General features: G+C 39.0%; 21 protein-coding genes. 10 read left to right on the top strand and 11 right to left on the bottom strand.

Annotated elements, in window-relative coordinates; translation table 11 throughout:
• Positions 1–13: 13 nt before the first annotated feature.
• The 7 genes from paaD to AC6CHJ_RS02490 all read right to left on the bottom strand — a co-directional run bounded on the left by paaD (position 14) and on the right by AC6CHJ_RS02490 (position 5,470).
• Positions 14–514 (bottom strand): 1,2-phenylacetyl-CoA epoxidase subunit PaaD, encoded by a 501-nt coding sequence (gene paaD, locus AC6CHJ_RS02520; protein WP_256366253.1) that lies wholly within the window; start codon positions 512–514, stop codon positions 14–16.
• A gap of 26 nt (positions 515–540) precedes the next feature.
• Positions 541–1,353 (bottom strand): 1,2-phenylacetyl-CoA epoxidase subunit PaaC, encoded by an 813-nt coding sequence (gene paaC / locus AC6CHJ_RS02515; protein WP_498287188.1) that lies wholly within the window; start codon positions 1,351–1,353, stop codon positions 541–543.
• Positions 1,350–1,694, bottom strand: coding sequence for a 1,2-phenylacetyl-CoA epoxidase subunit PaaB (gene paaB, locus AC6CHJ_RS02510; protein WP_251645422.1), 345 nt, complete (start codon positions 1,692–1,694; stop codon positions 1,350–1,352). Before paaB ends, paaC begins: the two co-directional genes overlap by 4 nt.
• A gap of 24 nt (positions 1,695–1,718) precedes the next feature.
• A complete protein-coding gene (gene paaA, locus AC6CHJ_RS02505) occupies positions 1,719–2,657 on the bottom strand; it encodes a 1,2-phenylacetyl-CoA epoxidase subunit PaaA (RefSeq protein ID WP_392995673.1) in 939 nt (312 codons plus the stop codon).
• Positions 2,658–2,816: 159 nt separating this feature from the next.
• Entirely contained in the window at positions 2,817–3,056 is a 240-nt protein-coding gene (locus tag AC6CHJ_RS02500; RefSeq protein WP_392995001.1) for a ferredoxin, read from the bottom strand.
• Between the two features lie 37 nt (positions 3,057–3,093).
• Positions 3,094–4,116: an NAD(P)/FAD-dependent oxidoreductase gene (locus tag AC6CHJ_RS02495; RefSeq protein ID WP_147194711.1), complete on the bottom strand. Its 1,023-nt coding sequence runs from the start codon at positions 4,114–4,116 to the stop codon at positions 3,094–3,096.
• A 25-nt stretch (positions 4,117–4,141) separates the two neighbouring features.
• Entirely contained in the window at positions 4,142–5,470 is a 1,329-nt protein-coding gene (locus AC6CHJ_RS02490) for a phenylacetate--CoA ligase family protein (protein ID WP_392995003.1), read from the bottom strand.
• 267 nt (positions 5,471–5,737) lie between these two features.
• Here AC6CHJ_RS02490 and AC6CHJ_RS02485 point away from each other — a divergent pair, with 267 nt between their 5' ends.
• The 6 genes from AC6CHJ_RS02485 (at position 5,738) to AC6CHJ_RS02460 (ending at position 11,773) form a co-directional block, all read left to right on the top strand.
• Entirely contained in the window at positions 5,738–6,415 is a 678-nt protein-coding gene (locus tag AC6CHJ_RS02485; protein WP_392995005.1) for a TrkA C-terminal domain-containing protein, read from the top strand.
• An 89-nt stretch (positions 6,416–6,504) separates the two neighbouring features.
• Positions 6,505–6,708, top strand: coding sequence for a zinc ribbon domain-containing protein (locus AC6CHJ_RS02480; RefSeq protein ID WP_066784624.1), 204 nt, complete (start codon positions 6,505–6,507; stop codon positions 6,706–6,708).
• Positions 6,709–6,977: 269 nt separating this feature from the next.
• Entirely contained in the window at positions 6,978–8,627 is a 1,650-nt protein-coding gene (locus AC6CHJ_RS02475; protein WP_392995006.1) for a peptide ABC transporter substrate-binding protein, read from the top strand.
• A 299-nt stretch (positions 8,628–8,926) separates the two neighbouring features.
• Positions 8,927–10,375, top strand: coding sequence for a MocR-like pyridoxine biosynthesis transcription factor PdxR (gene pdxR / locus AC6CHJ_RS02470; RefSeq protein WP_392995008.1), 1,449 nt, complete (start codon positions 8,927–8,929; stop codon positions 10,373–10,375).
• 4 nt (positions 10,376–10,379) lie between these two features.
• A complete protein-coding gene (locus AC6CHJ_RS02465; RefSeq protein ID WP_392995010.1) occupies positions 10,380–11,291 on the top strand; it encodes a D-alanine--D-alanine ligase in 912 nt (303 codons plus the stop codon).
• Between the two features lie 56 nt (positions 11,292–11,347).
• Positions 11,348–11,773 carry a GNAT family N-acetyltransferase gene (locus AC6CHJ_RS02460; protein ID WP_498287187.1) on the top strand — a complete coding sequence of 142 codons (426 nt, stop codon included), beginning with the start codon at positions 11,348–11,350 and terminating at the stop codon, positions 11,771–11,773.
• 72 nt (positions 11,774–11,845) lie between these two features.
• Here the strand turns inward: AC6CHJ_RS02460 and AC6CHJ_RS02455 are convergent, their stop codons facing one another.
• From AC6CHJ_RS02455 to AC6CHJ_RS02445, 3 genes are all read right to left on the bottom strand, one after another.
• Entirely contained in the window at positions 11,846–13,324 is a 1,479-nt protein-coding gene (locus AC6CHJ_RS02455; protein WP_498287186.1) for an aldehyde dehydrogenase family protein, read from the bottom strand.
• Positions 13,325–13,532: 208 nt separating this feature from the next.
• On the bottom strand, positions 13,533–14,015 hold the full coding sequence (locus tag AC6CHJ_RS02450; protein WP_498287185.1) for a hypothetical protein: 483 nt from the start codon (positions 14,013–14,015) through the stop codon (positions 13,533–13,535).
• Between the two features lie 74 nt (positions 14,016–14,089).
• Positions 14,090–14,380, bottom strand: a complete 291-nt coding sequence (locus AC6CHJ_RS02445) for a hypothetical protein (protein ID WP_498287184.1) — start codon at positions 14,378–14,380, stop codon at positions 14,090–14,092.
• 402 nt (positions 14,381–14,782) lie between these two features.
• Here AC6CHJ_RS02445 and AC6CHJ_RS02440 point away from each other — a divergent pair, with 402 nt between their 5' ends.
• The 4 genes from AC6CHJ_RS02440 to AC6CHJ_RS02425 are packed head-to-tail and all read left to right on the top strand — an operon-like array spanning position 14,783 to position 17,975.
• Positions 14,783–15,427, top strand: coding sequence for a class I SAM-dependent DNA methyltransferase (locus AC6CHJ_RS02440; protein WP_446738769.1), 645 nt, complete (start codon positions 14,783–14,785; stop codon positions 15,425–15,427).
• 2 nt (positions 15,428–15,429) lie between these two features.
• Complete coding sequence (locus tag AC6CHJ_RS02435) at positions 15,430–15,900, top strand: S-ribosylhomocysteine lyase (protein WP_498287183.1); 471 nt, start codon at positions 15,430–15,432, stop codon at positions 15,898–15,900.
• Between the two features lie 15 nt (positions 15,901–15,915).
• Positions 15,916–16,839: a PLP-dependent cysteine synthase family protein gene (locus AC6CHJ_RS02430; protein ID WP_498287182.1), complete on the top strand. Its 924-nt coding sequence runs from the start codon at positions 15,916–15,918 to the stop codon at positions 16,837–16,839.
• 2 nt (positions 16,840–16,841) lie between these two features.
• Positions 16,842–17,975 carry a bifunctional cystathionine gamma-lyase/homocysteine desulfhydrase gene (locus AC6CHJ_RS02425; RefSeq protein WP_498287181.1) on the top strand — a complete coding sequence of 378 codons (1,134 nt, stop codon included), beginning with the start codon at positions 16,842–16,844 and terminating at the stop codon, positions 17,973–17,975.
• A gap of 266 nt (positions 17,976–18,241) precedes the next feature.
• Here AC6CHJ_RS02425 and AC6CHJ_RS02420 read toward each other — a convergent pair whose 3' ends face one another.
• Positions 18,242–18,712 (bottom strand): SMI1/KNR4 family protein, encoded by a 471-nt coding sequence (locus AC6CHJ_RS02420; protein WP_498287180.1) that lies wholly within the window; start codon positions 18,710–18,712, stop codon positions 18,242–18,244.
• Positions 18,713–18,727 lie beyond the last annotated feature (15 nt).

Genomic DNA, 18,727 nt, shown 5'->3' with positions numbered 1-18,727 from the left:
ATCCCTCCACTTTTTACATGATTGTTGATACTGGTTTCATTGCTTCAAACGGGTTCTTACAACTTTTGCAGTACAAAATGCTTCTGCAGGCAGTAGGCCCGAAGATATTTTCCATGGTTACATAAGTAGAATCGCAGTAAGGGCAATCCACATGCCATGAACCATCTTCTTCAAAGTGCTGCGGCGGCGGAGCAATACCAAATGCGCGCAGCCCTTTGTGCCCTTCTTCAGTAATACGTTCAGATGTCCAAGGTGGATGGAATACAAATTCGACTTCTACCTCACCCACCGATGGCAGTCTTTTCACTGCATTCACTGTATTTTTCTTAATAATTTCTAATGCAGGACATCCCAGAAAAGTGGGAAGGAGCACTACATTCACGTTGTTCCCTTCCACATTCACTTTCTCTACCATGCCTAAATCAATGATGCTGACTGTATCGATTTCTGGATCTTTCACGCCCATTAACGCATTTAATACTTCTTGTCGAATTTCTTCTTCAAGTGATACCACCTGAGATCACCTCTTTTGATGTTCATTTACCAAGCTGCTGCAGGATCTAATCTGTACACTTCTGACAGAGTCTTTAATGCAGATGCCAATTCTTCCGTATGATCGCCATTGCGGCCATTCTTTGCCGAAGCTTCTGGAAGGTCTGGCACTTTCATCGCAACACATTCAAAAGGTAACGCCATGTTCGATTTCCATTCCTCTTTTAATTGATCTTCGCTGGCAATTAGACCGCTCTGATCAATCGCTGTTTTTTCATCTCCGTACGAGAAAACATCGCCAAAGTCCTTCATCACAAGCTCTATTGCTTCGTTCATTCGGCGTTTTGCTTCTTCTGTTGAATTGAGAAGCTGAATAAACCATGTTTTCCAGTGCAGAAGATGATAGTACAGCTCCATGTTTACTTTTACAGCCGTTTCAGCAAGCGGCTTATAGTTGCTTTGCCGTAATGAATCCATCTTGACTTTTTTCGCTTGGGTGTAGAAGAAATTCCTAACAACGGCGTAAGCCCAGTCATATTTCGGTGTTTCCATGTAATAGCCTTCACCGTTCACTCGTTCAGCGAGCACACTATTTCTTCTATCCTGAGCTTCTCGCAGGTGTGCAAGGTCATCTGCTTTTCCAGGACCAAGATCCTCAAGCAGTGTATAGAACATAGCCGCATGCCCCATTGTATCTTGACTGATGGAGGAAGACGCCACATCCTCTTCTATATGTGGGGCAAGGCCGAGCCATTCAGAGCCGCGGAAAGAGATGAGAAAATCATCGTCCGCTAATTGAAACAATAGATTTTCTAATGCTTTTTTATATTCAGGGCTTAAAACGTTTTCTCCGCTGCTCATTTGCTGTTCCCTCCCCAAGATAGAATCTCTTTTTCATCCAGCATTTGCTGCTCGTAATGGCGCCACTTCTTTTTCAGATAGCCATAGCCTTTAGTTGTACGATATTGCTTATTATCCAATCGGCCGAGCGTCAGTTTCTCATCAGCATTCATAGAACGGATATGTTCTCTATCTACAATCCAGATATCTGCAACAGGCTCACGGCGCATAAAGTTTTCTTGTGCCATGATAAACGCCATATCTTTGTTTGGCGCAAGCAGGCTAAATTGGTGTTGAAAAGCAGAACTCGGCGTTCGTTTGCTAAACACTTCAAATTCTCGGTAAAATGTTTTTTCTGCCATTTATATGACCTCCCATCGGTACAATTAATTGGTTGTAGCTGCTAATGCATCACGAACCCATGCGTTATTTTCATATGAGGTTCTACGAAGATTGAGGCGAGCTTGTGAACGTGGTCCTTGGTTTTTAATAATTTTCTTAAACTCAGACCAATCCGGCTGCTGGTAGATCCACATTTGTTTTTCTTCATCGTAATGCATGGTTGGATCCGGCAGTTTAAGCCCGAGCGAAAGAATCCGTGGAATATATTTTGTAAAGAAGTCTTGCCTTAGTTGTTCATTTGTTTTTGTACGGATTTTATATTTAATCGTAATGTCCTGTTTGGAGGAGCCAGTTGTTTCCTTACTTGCCGGGCCAAAGAACATCAACAAAGATTCCCACCAATGATTTATTGCTTCTTGTACCATCGTTCTCTGTTCTTCTGTTCCTTCTGCAAGCGCCATAATGATGGCTTCCCCATGCTGTGCATGGAAGACTTCTTCTGCACAGATGCGCTGAAGTGCTCGTGCATACGGACCATAGGAGGAGCCAAGCATGTTTGTTTGAGTAATAATCGCTGCGCCATCTACGAGCCAGCCGATCAGCCCTGCATCTCCCCAAGATTTCGTATCCATATGGAAGACGTTATGGAATTTTAAGTCTCCATTAAATAAATCCTGCATGATATCGCTGCGGGTTTTACCGTATGGCTTCAATAAATCTTCCGCTACGCGAAGCAGTAGTTGCCCATGCCCCATTTCATCTTGCACTTTCGCCATGATGGCAAGCTTTCTATGAAGCGTCGGGGCTTTCGGTACCCATTCTTTTTCCGGAAGTGCTCCCATAATTTCGCTGATACCATGCATGGAAATTAACTTAATGAGCGCGATTCGATATTCTTCAGGCATCCAGTCATCGGCCTCAATTTTATCTCCCGCTTCAATCCGCTCGATAAATTGTTCAAGCATTTCTTCTTCGCTTTTCATTGCCAGATTAGACACTTGCTCTCCTCCTAAAAAATTAATTTATTTGTAGTTTTCTATAACAGATTTACACGCCGTTACGATTATATGTTATGTGTCAAAGAAATATTTCCACCATTATCAGGTTTTGTTGCGCTTCCCCACTTTTAATAAAAGGACTATTTAGGATTTCACAACGAAAAATGGCTCACTTTCCACTTTTATTGAATCTGTCGGACAACCTTCTACCGCATCCTCTAAGTCTTCAAGCAGATATTCAGGAACTTCAACGCGTCCTTCGTTATCATCTAAAATGACATGAGAGATGCCTTCTTCGTCATAATCGAAAATATCTGGTGCACTGGCTTCGCAAGCACCGCATGCAATACAAGTTTCTTTGTCCACCATGGTGTACTTCGGCATGATAAAAGTTCCTCCTTTGGTCTTTGTAAGGGGTAGTTTACACAGATTTTGCTATGTTTTTTTCGCTTTCTCCCATCACAGAGGTGCTGTGCAATGGCTGCACTTTTGCTTTTGGGTCAATATAGACTTTGGCATTGCTAACTGCAGTTGGCGCTTCGCCGAAACCACTGGCAATAAGCTTTACCTTTCCTTCGTATGTGCAAATATCTCCGGCAGCGTAAATCCCTTCAATATTCGTTTCCATCCTTGAGTTAACAACAATGCTATTCTTCTCAATCTCGAGACCCCAATTCTTCATAGGTCCAAGCGATGACACAAAGCCGTATGTGACGACAACATCATCCACCTCAATCGTCTCTTTTCGGTCGCCTTTTACCTGCTCCAGCACAACCTTTTCAATCCGATCTTTACCGATTAATTCTGTTGGAACAAACGGCGTCATGATCGTAACTGAAGAATTCTTCATATTTTCCACGCTATGCTCATGGGCTCGGAACTTATCTCGTCGGTGGGCAATGGTAACCTGTTCAGCTATTGGTTCAAGCATTAATGCCCAATCTACCGCTGAATCTCCTCCTCCAAACACTTGCACTTTTTTACCGGCAAATTTGTTAAGGTCTTGGATGAAATAATGGAGGTTTTGACCTTCATACTTCTCTGCTTCTTTCAACTCCAGCTTCCGAGGCTGAAAAGCCCCATTTCCTGCTGTAATAACAATGGCCTTGGTATAATGAATGCCATTGTTTGTTGTTAACTCAAAAATGCCATCTTCTCGTTTTTCAAGAATTTCAACTGATTCCCCTAAGCAAATAGTCGGTTGAAATTGGTCCATCTGTTCTTTCAGATTATCAACCAGCTCCTGCGCCTTGATTTTTGGAAAACCCGCCACATCATAGATATATTTTTCTGGGTAAAGTGCCGATAGCTGACCGCCAAGCTGCGGCAGGCTCTCAATCACTTTGCAGGACATTTTCCGCAAACCTGCATAAAAAGCAGTAAACATGCCAACTGGCCCACCACCAATTATCGTAATATCAAAAATATTCTGATTTTCATTCATTCAATTCCGTCCTTCCATGTTTCTATTACACTACTACTGCCTTAGAATCTCTTAAATCAACAATTCGGGCAGCTTTGCCTTCTGACCTTGGTATTGCTTTAGGAATATTAAAGACAGTGTTTATGGTCACTAAGCATGTAGATTTCATTACACGCTGGATTTCTTTCTTTATTTTCGAAACACGTTCATGTGACAAGTCTTGGCCTATTTCCTCATATAGCTTGCTTTCTATCTCGACATGTAACACTGCTTCGTCCATTGCTCCATTGCGGATAAGGTGGATTTGGAAATGCGGCACAAGTCCATCGATTTGAAGTAGCACCCGCTCTATTTCAGATGGGAAGACATTTACACCTCGGATAATAATCATGTCATCCGTACGTCCCTTTACTCTAGACATTCTGACTGTTGTCCGTCCACAGCTACATTTTTCTCTTGATAAAGAGGCAAGGTCGCCTGTACGATAACGTAAAACTGGAAACGCTTCCTTTGTTAAGCTTGTAAAAACAAGCTCGCCAATTTCTCCATCTGAGACTGGTTCCAACGTCATCGGATCAATTACTTCTACAAAGAAATGATCTTCTTGTACATGTAGGCCATCTTGCGCTTCTGCACACTCAATTGAGACACCTGGCCCCATAATTTCGCTCAATCCATAAATATCAACTGCTTTCAAATTAAACATCTCTTCAAGCTTAGTCCGCATCTCTTCAGACCAGGGCTCAGCACCAAAAATGCCATATTCGACCGATGTTTCTCTCGGATCTTTTCCCATCTCCAGCATCTTCTCACCTATGTTTAAAATGTAAGATGGGGTTCCACAAATTCCACGCGGTTTGAAATCTTCAATAACCGTGATTTGCCGTTCTGTATTACCTCCTGATATGGGAATGACTGCCGCTCCAAGTATTTCAGCACCGTAGTGTAAGCCAAGCCCACCTGTAAACAATCCATAGCCGTATGCATTGTGGAATATATCCGTTTTCTTCCCTCCCGCAGCCACTATGGACCGGGCGACAATTTCGCTCCAAACTTTTAAATCATTCTCTGTATAACCAACAACAGTCGGCTTCCCACTTGTTCCTGATGAAGCATGGATTCTCACAAGCCTCTCTTGTGGAACAGCAAATAAACCATATGGATAATGATCCCGCAAATCTTGTTTTTTTGTAAATGGGAGCCTTAGTATGTCATCCAAGCATTTAATATCATCTGGTGTAATCCCTATTTCACTAAATTTATTTCTATAGAATTCTACATTTTCATAGACTAACCTTACTGTGTTTTGAAGCCGCTCAACCTGTAAGCTCTCCATTTCAGAACGCGCCATTGTTTCAATTTGCGGATTGTACATGTGGTGTAACCCCCTAATTGTAGAATATGGAACATTAAAATCTGAAACTATATAACACTTTTTAAACGATTAATTATTTAGTTGTAATACAATTAAATTCTAATTTTCGTTTTACCAGTTGTCAACTGTAAATTCTGAAAATTCTTTTATATTTGAGCGTTACCTTCTATATCTTAAAAGCATTTGAGATTTAGATAACAAAAGTAGCATGTTTCTCAAGAAGCAAGAATCGGGTAATTAAAGGAGGGATAAGGAGCGTGAGCGAAGATGGGCTACGTATTTATTATGTTATATTTCGTGATTATTGGTTTCGTAATTGAGATTTCTGTCATGTTATTTCACTTTACCGGCCTCAAAACAAAAATATCGAGGTTTCAGGTCATCTCAATGCTAACAGCCACTGGCTTCACGACAGATGAATCCAAGATTATCATTGATCATCCGATACGAAGAAAAATTGCATCATTTCTTATATTATTCGGTGCCTTTTCACTTGCGGTCATCATTTCCTCCATCAGTAATATTCTGTCGGACGATTTAAGATTAAAAGAGCTATCCATCATTTGCGGTGTACTCTTTGCAATTCTGGCGATTTTAAAATTGCCTTTGACTCGAAAAAAATTAACACGATCTTTTAAACGAGAGTTAGAGAATGAATTTCAAATATATGAGCGTCCTGTAAAAGATGTTTTATATCTAGACAGTGAGGATTTTGTAACAGAAATGAATATTACTGAACACTCTAAATTAGTGGGTAAAAGGATATCTGACATATTAGATGAGAAAGAAGACATACGTATATTATTCATTAAAAGAGGAGAAGTTTGGATAAGAAAGGATTTATTCTCCTGTACCTTAAATCAAGGTGACCAAGTACTGCTCTATGGAAATAAAAAAGAGATTGAAGAAAAATTTGCTCGGGAACTAAATCAAAAGATGATCTAACGTATTCAAATAAAATAAAAATCGTAACGAATCTTTTAGTTCAATTATTCGTAGATGAATCATAGACAAAATGAAAAGGAGGAATTGAATTGGAAGGTAAAGGCTGTATTAAGTGTGGTTGTACGGATGCTGTTACGAAGGAAGTTGCTATGACGGGCACAGGTTTGTCCAAGATGTTTGATATTCAGCACAATCAATTTATTGTGGTGTATTGCAAAAATTGTGGGTATGCAGAGTTTTATAACAAAAAGTCATCTGCTTCCTCAAATATTTTAGATTTATTCTTTGGTTAGATGATATGTAGTTCGCTAATTGCATAAGATGAAACAAAAAAAGAGAAGTGAGAAGCCACTTCTCTTTTTTATTATCTAGTTATCTCCTCTTAATTATATTTCATATTCCAAAGAATGATATATTTCGATATGCGAAATTATAGTACTGAAAATTCATTAAATTTTAATAAATTTAATAATTCTGTTTTATTCTACTTTATCCTTTGATATAGTATTAATAGTTACTCTTCTCAAGTAGCTAAATTTTTCATTAGATAAGGGGGATTTTTATGAAGAAAAGGTTTTTATCGCTTGTGCTATTATCAGCTTTAATGCTAGTACTTGCTGCATGTAACTTCGGCGGAACGAAAGAAAAAGATACCTCTTCCGGCGGTCAATCTTCTGGCACTACCAAAAACGAAGATAAAACGTTAAATCTTTCAATCGCGTCTGAACCACCGAGCTTAAATCCACAATTGGCAACGGACAGTACATCTGGTGCTATCATCCGTGCAGCATTTGAGGGTCTTACTCGTGTAGACAAAGACGGTAATGTTCAAAACGCAATGGCGGAGGATGTAAAAGTTAGCGACGATAAACTAACTTACACTTTCAAGTTGCGTGATGCAAAATGGTCAAATGGCGATCCTGTAGTAGCAGGCGACTTCGCTTACGCTTGGAAATGGGCGCTAGATCCAAAGAACGCTTCTGAATATGCATCTATTCTTTACCCTATTAAAGGTGCAGAAAAGTTTAACGGTGGAAAAGGTTCTGCTGATGATTTAGGAATCAAAGTAGTTGATGAGAAAACATTAGAAGTAACACTTGAAAACCCAACTCCTTACTTCTTAGAACTAACAGCATTCTATACTTATATGCCTGTTAACGAAAAAGTAGTTAAAGACAATAAAAAATGGTTCGCTGAAGCTGGCGATACTTATGTAACAAACGGTCCTTTCACATTGAGCGACTGGAAACACAATGATTCCGTTACCCTTAAAAAGTATGCTGACTACTGGGATAAAGATAATGTAGCTTTATCTACTGTTAATATTAAAATGGTTGAATCTGAAACAACTGCTAACCGTATGTTTAAAAGCGGTGATCTTGATTACTTAGGCTCTCCATACCAAACTGTTCCACTTGATGCAATGGATGGTTATAAAAAAGACAAAACGTTAAAATCTACACCATATGCAGCAATCTATGAATATAAGTTCAATACAAAAGGTAAATTCACTAAAAACGCTAATATCCGTAAAGCATTATCTTATGCAATCGACCGTCAAGGTTTAGCTGATAATGTACTAAAAGGCGGACAAAAACCAGCATTGAGCAATGTGCCAATCGCAATCGAAGGCTTTGAAGAAGAAAACAACAAATTCAAAGACAACGATATCGAAGCAGCGAAAAAAGCACTTGAAGAAGGTATGAAAGAATTAGGTATCAAAAAAGCTAGCGATATCAAAATTGGCATTTCTATCAACACAAGTGAAGCACACGCTGCTATCGCACAATATATTCAAGAAGGCTGGCACAAAAACCTAGGTATCGAAGTGAAGATGGATAACTCAGAATGGCAAGTATTCCTTGATAAAGTAACTGCCCTAGATTATGATGTAGCACGTATGGGCTGGATCGCTGACTTCAACGATGCTTACACATTCCTAGAACGTTATGATACTGCTAAAAATGGTAACAATGATACTGCTTGGGAAGATCCAAAGTACAAATCTTTACTAGTTTCTGCAACAAAAGAAACGGACGAAAACAAACGTCTTGATTTATTAAAAGAAGCTAACACAGTGTTAGCTGAACAAATGCCAATCGCACCAATCTACTTCTATGTAAACAACTATGTAGAAAAAGATTATGTGAAAAACATGGCACCAAACAAGCTAGGTGAAATTGACCTTAAAGCTGTAGATATCGAAAAATAACTTTAAAAAACTGCTTCCACCGTTAATTCGTTGGAAGCAGTTTTTTAGTTTCCTATAGTTTTGTATAATTTAGTATAGAGATTTTTTCTATACTGGCTTGCTTTTGTCGATATCTAACCCCCTACTTTTATATTTCGCTTTTCAAAAAAGGTACCTCAGAAATTAATGCCAGTTGTACATTCATTTGTTATCACTACCTATAGTACTTCCCCCTACCACAAGACACGAAAAATACATATTGTGTGGACCTTTTGAATTTTGATTGGAAATGTAAAAATGTTATGGAGAGGATGAATTCATTGTTTAACGATTTTAAGCTAACGAAAGGTCGTCCTATATATATTCAACTGAAGGATTATCTTAAAAGGATGATTACCAACGGACATTTACTTGAACAACAAAAGCTTCCATCTACCCGCGAACTCAGCTCATTATTATCCATCAGTCGAAATACCGTTCTAACGGCTTATACAGATTTGGAGCAAGAAGGGCTTATCTATGCGGTGAAAGGAAAAGGACACTTTGTAAGCCGTGTTGAAACATTCAAATCCCAATCCATCCAGTTGAATTGGACAGAAAAGATCAATCAGCAAACCTTTCTTGCAGAAAAGATGGACCTCATGAAGCATGGAGTGGGCTGGAAAAAAGGAATGATCTCATTTACTAGCATCGCCCCCGATGAAAAGCTTTTTGATGTAGAGAATTTCAAAAGAGCTTTTTTAAATCGGATGTCCTTAGAGGGAGATATTGTTCTGAACTACGGCTATGCAAAGGGCTATAAACCACTTATCGAATACCTGCTTCATTACATGGAGATTAAAGGGGTCGATACGAGAAACAAAGATATTTTAATTACAAATGGATTTACGGAAGGCCTTGATTTACTTTTATCCTCTTTAAATAAAAAGAATGGCCGTCTTATTTGCGAAAACCCAACCCATCATTCTGCCCTTAAGCTTTTTCAATTACACGGCTTTGAAATCGATGGAATTGAAATGGAAAACGACGGTGTTAATGTAAAGAAGCTAGAAAAATCCCTATCCGAAAAGGAATATGATTTTGCTTACTTGATTCCGTCTTACCATAATCCAACGGGCATCGTAACTTCCTCAGAAAAAAGGAAGAAAATGATGGATCTGTTTTCAGCCTATCAACTGCCCATTATTGAAGATGGATTTAATGAAGAATTACGTTACTCAGGATCACATCTAGCACCGTTAGCTGCTTTTGGTGGACTTGGCAATAACGTCATATATATTAGTAGCTTCTCTAAGATTCTTTTTCCTGGCTTACGGGTTGGGTGGATTTTAGCTGACAAAGAGTTGATTTATTACTTGGAAAGTATGAAAAGAGCCCGTACTATTCATACATCAACGTTAGATCAAGCGGTGTTGTATCAATATTTAAATGATGGCTATTTTGAAAAATATATAAAAAAAGCGAGAGCAGTCTATAAGAAAAAATATGAGCTGGCTGTCAATTGCTGTAAGCAATATATCCCCTGTAAACGGATAACCGGTGACGGTGGACTACACCTTTTTATAGAACTAAATAACAATATAGATGCACAAAAGCTACTGGAATCATGTTACCCAAAGGGCGTTGTTTTTTCGTTAGGCCATGTTTTTTACACGGACAATAATGGAAAACATACGCTGCGTTTAGGCTTTTCTAGGCTACAAAAAAACGAGATTGTTGAAGGAATTAAAATTATAGGAGACACATTAAAAACTAATTTTGGAGGTTAAACAAATGAGAGTTGGCGTCATTATGGGAGGGGTTTCCTCCGAGAAGCAAGTTTCAATCATGACAGGTGAAGAAATGATGGTCCATTTAGATAAGGATAAATATGAGGTCGTACCGATTCGTATTGAGAAAAAAGAAGACCTAATAGAAAAAGCACGGAATCTTGACGTTGCACTATTGGCGTTACATGGTAAATATGGTGAGGATGGGACAATTCAAGGTACTCTAGATACTTTAGGCGTTCCCTATACAGGAAGCAATGTCTTGTCCAGCAGTTTATGTATGGATAAGAATATATCGAAAAAGGTCATCAGATATGAAGGCGTACAAACACCTGATTGGATTCACCTTTCAAATAATGATGAACTTAATCTGGACGAATTAGATCAATTGGGATTCCCTGTAGTGGTGAAACCTAATTCAGGCGGTTCGAGTGTAGGTGTAAAAATTGTGTATGACAAGGAATCAGTTAAATCAGCGATAGCGGACGTATTCAAATGGGATACAGAAGTAATTATTGAAAAGGTTATTTCAGGCGACGAAATCACTTGCCCCATATTGGATGGAAAGCTTTTGCCTATCATTTCTATACGGCATCAGGGTGAGTTCTTTGATTACACCTCGAAATATGATGATGCAGCTACCATTGAAGAGGTGGTTCAGCTCCCTAACGAAACACATAATCTTGTCGCTGATTCAGCCATCTCTTGCTATAAGGCATTGAAATGTAGCGTTTATGCCCGAGTAGACATGATGATTTACAACGGTGTTCCCTATGTGTTAGAAGTTAATACACTACCTGGATTAACAAAAAATAGTCTAATGCCGAAAAGTGCAGAAGCAGCAGGTATACCTTACTCTCAATTGCTTGATTCTATTATTGAAAGTTCACTTCAAGCTAGGAGAAATGAAGCTTAATATATAACCTGATGAGAGTTAAATGTTCTATTGGAAACAATAAGGAGTGGAATAAGATGGTTATAAGAAAAGCGGTTATAGAGGATTGGAAACAGATTTCTTCGCTATTAGACCAGTTGGATTACTCGAATACTGAATCATTTATTAAAGAGAAGCTCGAAGTACTTCTTCGCAATCCGAATGAAGAATTATTAGTTTTTGAGGAAAGCAATCAAGTTATTGCGTTCATATCAATGCATTTTATCCCCCAGCTTGCTCTGAAGGGCGATTTCGCTAGAATAAGCTATTTCGCAGTTGATCAACATATTAGAAGCAAGGGGCTTGGGCGCAAGATTGAAGAGTACTGTACGAATTTAGCCATTGAAAAAAATTGCGATAGAATCGAAGTGCATTGCCATTCAAGAAGAACCGATGCCCATAGGTTTTATATGCGACAAGGGTATTCTGAATCACCGAAATACTTTATCAAAATGTTGGCCTAATCTGACTAAACTTTTTGGTTATCAAAAAACGAGAAACCCCAGCAGGTTTCTCGTTTTGGCTAAATGATAAATTTATTCAGGAATATACGGCAATTCCAGCTCATTTGGCAGGTTGATAACGTGAGTTTCTGTGTAGGACTTAATGCCATCTTCCCCATATTCACGACCCACACCTGATTGTTTGACACCTCCAAATGGGAAACGAACGTCTAATCCTTGCACTGCAGCGGTGTTAATCATCGTTGTGCCAGCTTCAATACGACGAGCTACTTTAATTGCATGTTCTTCTTCGCCCCATACTGAACTTGTTAAACCATAGATGCTTTCATTATGCAGCTTGATTACCTCTTCCTCATCATCAAAAGGAAGTATTGGTACAGTTGGCCCGAATTGTTCTTCTACAACGATGCGGTCATGATAGTCTGCCCCCAACACTAATGTTGGCTGTAGAAAATACCCATTATCCATTAGTTCAGGATTTACAATCGTACCAAGCTGAACAATTTCAGCTCCTTTACTCTTCGCTTCCTCCACTAAACTTTTCACAAAGGTCACTTGATTTTTGTTGTTCACCGGACCAACTGTTACTTTTGGATTGAACGGATCCCCTACTTTAATCCATTTGTTTGCGGCTTCAATATATTTTTCCACAAATGCATCATAAATCGACCGATGCACATAGACACGCTTCGCAATCATACAAATTTGTCCAGCTGTTAGGAAGTTGGAAATCACCATTCGGCGTAATGCCCGTTCGTCGTTGACATCAAAGTCTTCCAATACAATAGCAGCATCGTTTCCGCCAAGTTCTAATGTCATTTTTTTAATGGTTTCAGAAGCTGCCTTCATGATATTTTTCGCCGTATTTGTACCGCCTGTAAAAGCAATTTTCGCCACTTTAGGATTTGATGTTAGTTCAATCCCTACTTCTGCATCCCCGTTCACCAGATTTAAAACACCAGCAGGAAATTCATCTGCAATGATTTCAGCTACACGGCTTACTGCTAAAGGAGCAAACGGGCTTGGTTTTAGCACCATCGTATTTCCTGTTAAAAGCGCAGGCGCAATTTTAATAGTCGAAAGAGAAATAGGATAATTCCAAGGCGTGATTGCTGATACGACGCCAACAGGATCATGCGTAATAATGGTTCTGCCGTTTTCATGTTTTTTATCTTCAGGTGCTGTCACTTTTTTGACATGCTCAACAGCAAATTCCATCCACATAAGAGAAATAGCAATCTCTCCTTGCGCATCGTAAAGGGCTTTCCCATGCTCACGAGACAATAGTTCCGCAATTTCGGGCGTTGCATCTTTAATTTTTTGTATCGCCCGTTTCATTCTTTCAATCCGTTCTTCTACATCTGTCCATGCCCAAGTCTTAAATGCTTCAAAAGCTGCATCAATTGCTTGGACTGTTTCTTCCTTCGTATTATTTGGAGCGTAACCTACAATTTGATCAGGATGTGTTGGATTTTCTCGTGTAATTTTTTTATCTGTTTGTATTTTCTCGCCATTTATTATAGCGTTTACTGTTATCGGTTCCTTAGTCATAAATAACCCTCCAAATTTAGCAAACTTCGCTTTCTTAGTATGTTAATCTGACCTGTTTTTATACTTATGAAAGTCGTTTGTAATTGGAGAAGCTAAACCTCAGAAGCTTGAATTTATTACATGGTTTCTTCCTACTCTAGTTATAGGCATATGAGTCGAAGAAAAAAACAAGAATTAATAAGCCTTCTTTTTAAAATACTGCTATATCCTATGTATATTTTTTTAGTTTTTTTAAGTCATTTCTAAAATCACTTTTATAAGAGTCATCTGAAATATAATCCAGAAAATCCGCAAACTCATTTCCTTTTTCATAGAAAGTTTCAATAAATTCCTTAGTATCGCTAGCTAATAGCTGTTCATCTACTGATAAGCGTAAACTACTTTTATTTTTCTTTTCGAACTTAATTTGGATAGGAATATTAGGAAAATAAATTTCACCTTCTCCATTATCTATGAATTTTTCTAATGCATTTTTATAAAAGTACCATAATGAATCAATATCATCATAAGCATCAAAATCTTCTATTTTTCCATGAATACCGTTTTCAAAGACAAGAACACCTTCTAAATTTAATAATCCATCTTCAAAAATATCTTTTTTTGTAGCAATAATTTCTTTTATTGCTTCTATTTTTTCAATATTAATAAACATATCTTCTTCTTTTAAAAAAATAAAGGACTTAATTCTCATTTAATAAATATCCTCCTTTACTTTTACTACATAATACAGTGGTTTTATCCTTATCATAAGCAGTCTTATACTAATTACTTTTTGCACTCTTCCAATCTTATTTCTTTAATTATTTTCTCAGCGTTATTCATTTCAGCTAGTAATCGATTTTGATAGTCACTATAGCTATCCATATACGCTTTTACCCCACCCAAAATATGTATTTCCACTATATACTCCCGACCTGTTAATATATCTAGAGATTTTTTATACCTTTTATATATTAAGTGTAATACACCACTATTATTAATTTGTTCCCCATAATCTTCCTCCAAATAACCTATCACGACTCTTATTTGTTCAATTAACTGCTTCTTCTTATCCACCTTATCCCCCCTAACTAGTAGCATAGTTTTTTATTTATTATAAGGTGAAAAAGGAGAATTTGTCGCTATATCTTCGACGAATTCATATAGTCTTCGTATATATTAAGGGGAAAATCCCTGTAAAAAAGCCGAAACTTCTTCTTTTTTGCAAATCTTGTGAAATTGAAAGCATTCACTTTAAGTGAAAATAAGGTGTGAAGACAATCGTCAAAAAAACTGATAGCTCCATATATTAAAACAAGCGGAATGTAACTGTAGCTGCTTCCACAGTAAAGTTTGTATTAGTTCTTCACTATTTTGTTAACGTGAAAAAATAGATATTTGACATTCTTGATTTTTCTGAAAACATCTGGTAGTCTAATTTTAATTCCTAGTAAATTAATCTGAAAAGAGGGGATGAGTATGGGAAGAGAATTCAACGACTTGTTTGATCAATGGGCCCAGACATATGATGGAACGATTTCGGGCCATGATCTTGAATATACAGAAGTGTTTACAAGGTATGATGAGATTTTAGAGGAAGTGGCAGACCGTGCATCCGGTTTTGTTATTGAATTTGGTGTAGGAACCGGCAACCTGACGAGCAAGCTTGTCAGCAAAGGAAGTGAGGTCTATGCTGTTGAACCATCCCAAGGGATGAGAGAAAAAGCAAAGGAGAAGCTCCCTGATCTCACGCTGATTGACGGTGATTTTCTTCAGTTTCCCAATCCTCTCGTAAAAGCCGATGCAATTGTCAGCACCTATGCCTTTCATCATTTAACAGATGAAGAGAAAGATAGAGCGATTGGCCGTTTTCATGAAGTGCTCAATGAGAATGGGAGAATTGTTTTTGCTGACACTGTTTTCTTGGACGATAATGCCTATAAAGCAAAAATCAAAGAGTCCGAGGAAAAGGGATTCTTCCGGCTTGCCGAAGATTTAAAAAGTGAGTACTACACGACCATTCCTGTTCTGACCAAATTATTCGAGAAGAATGGTTTTTTAGTAAAATTTGAGCAACAAAATGAGTTTGTCTGGCTAATAGACTCAATAAAAAAGGAGAGATAACTATGGCAGCACAACAAAAGATGAATGTAGAAAGCTTTAATCTCGACCATACAAAAGTAGCAGCACCCTATGTCCGACTTGCAGGTGTCAAAGAAGGGATCAACGGAGATGTCATCCGCAAATATGATATTCGCTTTTGCCAGCCGAACAAAGAGCATTTAGAAATGCCTGCTTTGCACTCGCTTGAGCATATGATGGCAGAATTCAGCCGGAACCATTCTGATAAAATTGTCGACATTGGACCAATGGGCTGCCAAACAGGCTATTACATGGCGTTAATCAACCATGATGATTATGAAGAAGTACTCGATATTCTTGAAAAAACGCTGAATGATGTGCTGGTAGCGACCGATGTACCTGCCTGCAACGAGGTACAATGCGGCTGGGCAGCGAGCCACAGCCTGGAAGGTGCAAAAGAAGCAGCAAGAAAAATGCTGGCAAAAAGAGACGAATGGACAGAAGTATTTGCCTAAAAATGAGGGAGCAGTATGAAGTACGCAAAAAACATTCAACAATTGATCGGCCATACTCCGTTGCTTGAATTGAATGCTTTTCCTTTGCCTGAAGGTGTCAGACTGTTTGCCAAATTAGAATTTTTCAATCCTGGTGGCAGTGTAAAAGACCGGCTCGGCCAGTATTTGCTTGAGCAGGCTTTTCGTTCAGGAGAACTTCAGAAAGGCGGCACGGTGATTGAACCAACCGCTGGCAATACTGGCATCGGTTTGGCGCTTGCAGCCATCCATTATGGGGTAAAAGCTGTATTCGTCACACCAGAAAAATTTAGCCAAGAAAAGCAAATTTTAATGAAGGCGCTTGGAGCAAAAGTGGTGAATACGCCGACAGTGCTCGGGATGGAAGGCGCCATAAAGAAAGCAGAAGAGCTTCTACAAACAATTCCTAATTCCTATTATCCAGGACAATTTCGGAATGAATGGAATCCTGCCACTTATTATGAAACACTCGGTCCTGAACTTGTAGAAGCAATGGAAGGACAGATTGATATATTTGTAGCGGGAGCTGGATCAGGCGGGACATTTACCGGAACTGCCCGCTATTTAAAGGATCACGTTCCCGGTGTCCGCTGTGTCGTGGTAGAACCTGAAGGATCCATATTGAACGGCGGAAAGCCAGGAAGCCATGAGACAGAAGGAATTGGCATGGAATTCCTTCCCCCATTTATTGATACTGTATTATTTGATGGAATTCATACGATTTCTGATAAGGATGCATTCCATTATCTGAGGGAAGCGGCAAGATTAGAAGGCCTATTGGTCGGGAGCTCTTCCGGCGCTGCCCTGGCTGCAGCGTTGAAGGAAGCGGAACAAGCGGCTCCAGGAAGCCATATTGTCACCATTTTTCCTGATAGCAGCGAACGATATATAAGTAACAGAATATATGACGAGGTGAAATAAAGATGAAAAAGAAAACACAATTAATACATGGTGGAATCAGCAGTGATCCATATACTGGTGCAGTTTCAATACCGATCTACCAGTCTAGTACATTCAAGCAGGACGGCGTCGGCAATTTCACATACGAATACGCAAGAACAGGCAACCCGACGAGAGAAGCGTTGGAAAAGCTGATTGCTGATATCGAAGGCGGCGCTCGTGGGTTTGCATTCGGATCTGGTATGGCTGCCATTACAGCAGTAGTTCATTTGTTCTCATCTGGCGACCATGTGATCTTAACCGATGACGTGTACGGTGGTTCCTTCCGTGTCATGACGAAGGTATTCAACCGTTTTGGCATTGAAGTTTCGTTTGTAGATACAACAGATCTAGATGCAGTTAAGGAGGAGATTCGACCTGAGACAAAGGCAATCTTTGTGGAGACGCCTACGAATCCTCTATTGAAAGTGACAGATATTAAAGCGGTCAGCGCAATTGCCAAAGAGCATCATTTACTGTTCATCGTTGACAACACATTTAGCACGCCTTACTGGCAGAACCCGATTGCATTGGGCGCAGATATTGTTCTGCACAGCGCGACGAAGTATCTTGGTGGTCATAGCGATGTCGTGGCTGGTCTCGCCGTAACGGCAACAGAAGAGCTTGGAGAAGACCTCCATTTCATCCAAAACTCTACCGGCGGGATACTAGGACCACAAGACAGTTGGATTTTGATGAGAGGCATCAAAACGCTCGGTATCCGTATGGAGGAAATCGAATCGAATACAAAAGCGATTTTAGAGATGCTCCAAGAAGAGGAAGCAGTAGGAAAAATCTTCTATCCAGGCCTTGCAGATCACCCGGGACATGAGGTCCACCAATCCCAAGCTGGCGGATTTGGAGGCATGGTCTCCTTTACTGTGGAAAATGAGGAAAAAGCGCGGGAAGTTGTGAAAAATGTTCGCTACTTCACATTGGCAGAAAGCCTTGGTGCTGTCGAAAGCTTGATCTCTGTTCCCCCTCTCATGACTCATGCTTCCATTCCACGAGAACGGAGATTAGAACTGGGCATTGAGGATGGACTTGTACGGATTTCGGTTGGACTGGAAGATGCCGAAGACCTTGTGGAAGATTTGCGCTCTGCTTTGCGGAAATAAGGAATACTAAAAAGCTGCGGAATTTTATTCTGCAGCTTTTTTGTGTCTAAGGTATATATGTGGACCTTGAAAGTGGATAAGGGAAATTTCCATCATTATTCAAGAGGCTCGAGGTTTTATTCCCTCTTAATATCACAAGAGAATACACATAAGTAAAACACCTGTTGCTCAAAAGGCAATCAGGTGCTTTCTTTTATACTACAAAATAACCCTGTCATTAATATCAAATTTAATTTCATATTTTTTCAGCTTTTTCATTCTTTGTTCTATTCAAGTGTCTTTAAAAATTCGGTAAAGTTATCTGCTACATTATATGTAACAGGCTCAAACTCACCGGATTCTTCATGAGACCATACACAAACTGATGGATTGTCTTTATCTATTCTATAATCTAAGCATACAAAGTCGCCCGCAAAAACACTGGCTATTGGCAATACCTCTGCTCCTAATAAGTCTTCATTATCTGTTAATCTTTCACCTATTTGAGAAAATACAACATCTATATCATAAATTCCTTTTGGATGATTCTCAATATCCTCTAATATACATAAAAATCTTTCTAACGCATAACTACGGTTGTTACACACAAATGTTGCTTCCTCAACTTCTACACCATTATTTTCTTTTATAAATTCTAAGAATGAATTGGGTAATGATAGTCTCCAATATTTTTCATGATTTTTTATTAATTCCTCTGAAGGTAACGGTCTTACTATTGTGTTCTTTTTTATTTTCATGTTTCTTCTCCTTTC

The organism is Rummeliibacillus sp. GQ308 (assembly GCF_059759115.1).
Note: the sequence above shows the minus strand (reverse complement) of the source record. Positions and strands in the feature narration are given on the sequence as shown.

Bases quoted from the DNA above. Each gene is read 5' to 3' on its own strand.
- AC6CHJ_RS02460 (WP_498287187.1), top strand. From the start codon at position 11,348: ATGGTTATAAGAAAAGCGGTTATAGAGGATTGGAAACAGATTTCTTCG.
- AC6CHJ_RS02500 (WP_392995001.1), bottom strand. From the start codon at position 3,056: ATGCCGAAGTACACCATGGTGGACAAAGAAACTTGTATTGCATGCGGT.
- AC6CHJ_RS02440 (WP_446738769.1), top strand. From the start codon at position 14,783: ATGGGAAGAGAATTCAACGACTTGTTTGATCAATGGGCCCAGACATAT.
- AC6CHJ_RS02450 (WP_498287185.1), bottom strand. From the start codon at position 14,015: ATGAGAATTAAGTCCTTTATTTTTTTAAAAGAAGAAGATATGTTTATT.
- AC6CHJ_RS02495 (WP_147194711.1), bottom strand. From the start codon at position 4,116: ATGAATGAAAATCAGAATATTTTTGATATTACGATAATTGGTGGTGGG.
- paaB (WP_251645422.1), bottom strand. From the start codon at position 1,694: ATGGCAGAAAAAACATTTTACCGAGAATTTGAAGTGTTTAGCAAACGA.
- AC6CHJ_RS02490 (WP_392995003.1), bottom strand. From the start codon at position 5,470: ATGTACAATCCGCAAATTGAAACAATGGCGCGTTCTGAAATGGAGAGC.
- AC6CHJ_RS02475 (WP_392995006.1), top strand. From the start codon at position 6,978: ATGAAGAAAAGGTTTTTATCGCTTGTGCTATTATCAGCTTTAATGCTA.
- AC6CHJ_RS02420 (WP_498287180.1), bottom strand. From the start codon at position 18,712: ATGAAAATAAAAAAGAACACAATAGTAAGACCGTTACCTTCAGAGGAA.
- AC6CHJ_RS02435 (WP_498287183.1), top strand. From the start codon at position 15,430: ATGGCAGCACAACAAAAGATGAATGTAGAAAGCTTTAATCTCGACCAT.
- AC6CHJ_RS02455 (WP_498287186.1), bottom strand. From the start codon at position 13,324: ATGACTAAGGAACCGATAACAGTAAACGCTATAATAAATGGCGAGAAA.
- AC6CHJ_RS02485 (WP_392995005.1), top strand. From the start codon at position 5,738: ATGGGCTACGTATTTATTATGTTATATTTCGTGATTATTGGTTTCGTA.
- AC6CHJ_RS02425 (WP_498287181.1), top strand. From the start codon at position 16,842: ATGAAAAAGAAAACACAATTAATACATGGTGGAATCAGCAGTGATCCA.
- paaC (WP_498287188.1), bottom strand. From the start codon at position 1,353: ATGAGCAGCGGAGAAAACGTTTTAAGCCCTGAATATAAAAAAGCATTA.
- AC6CHJ_RS02430 (WP_498287182.1), top strand. From the start codon at position 15,916: ATGAAGTACGCAAAAAACATTCAACAATTGATCGGCCATACTCCGTTG.
- AC6CHJ_RS02465 (WP_392995010.1), top strand. From the start codon at position 10,380: ATGAGAGTTGGCGTCATTATGGGAGGGGTTTCCTCCGAGAAGCAAGTT.
- paaA (WP_392995673.1), bottom strand. From the start codon at position 2,657: ATGAAAAGCGAAGAAGAAATGCTTGAACAATTTATCGAGCGGATTGAA.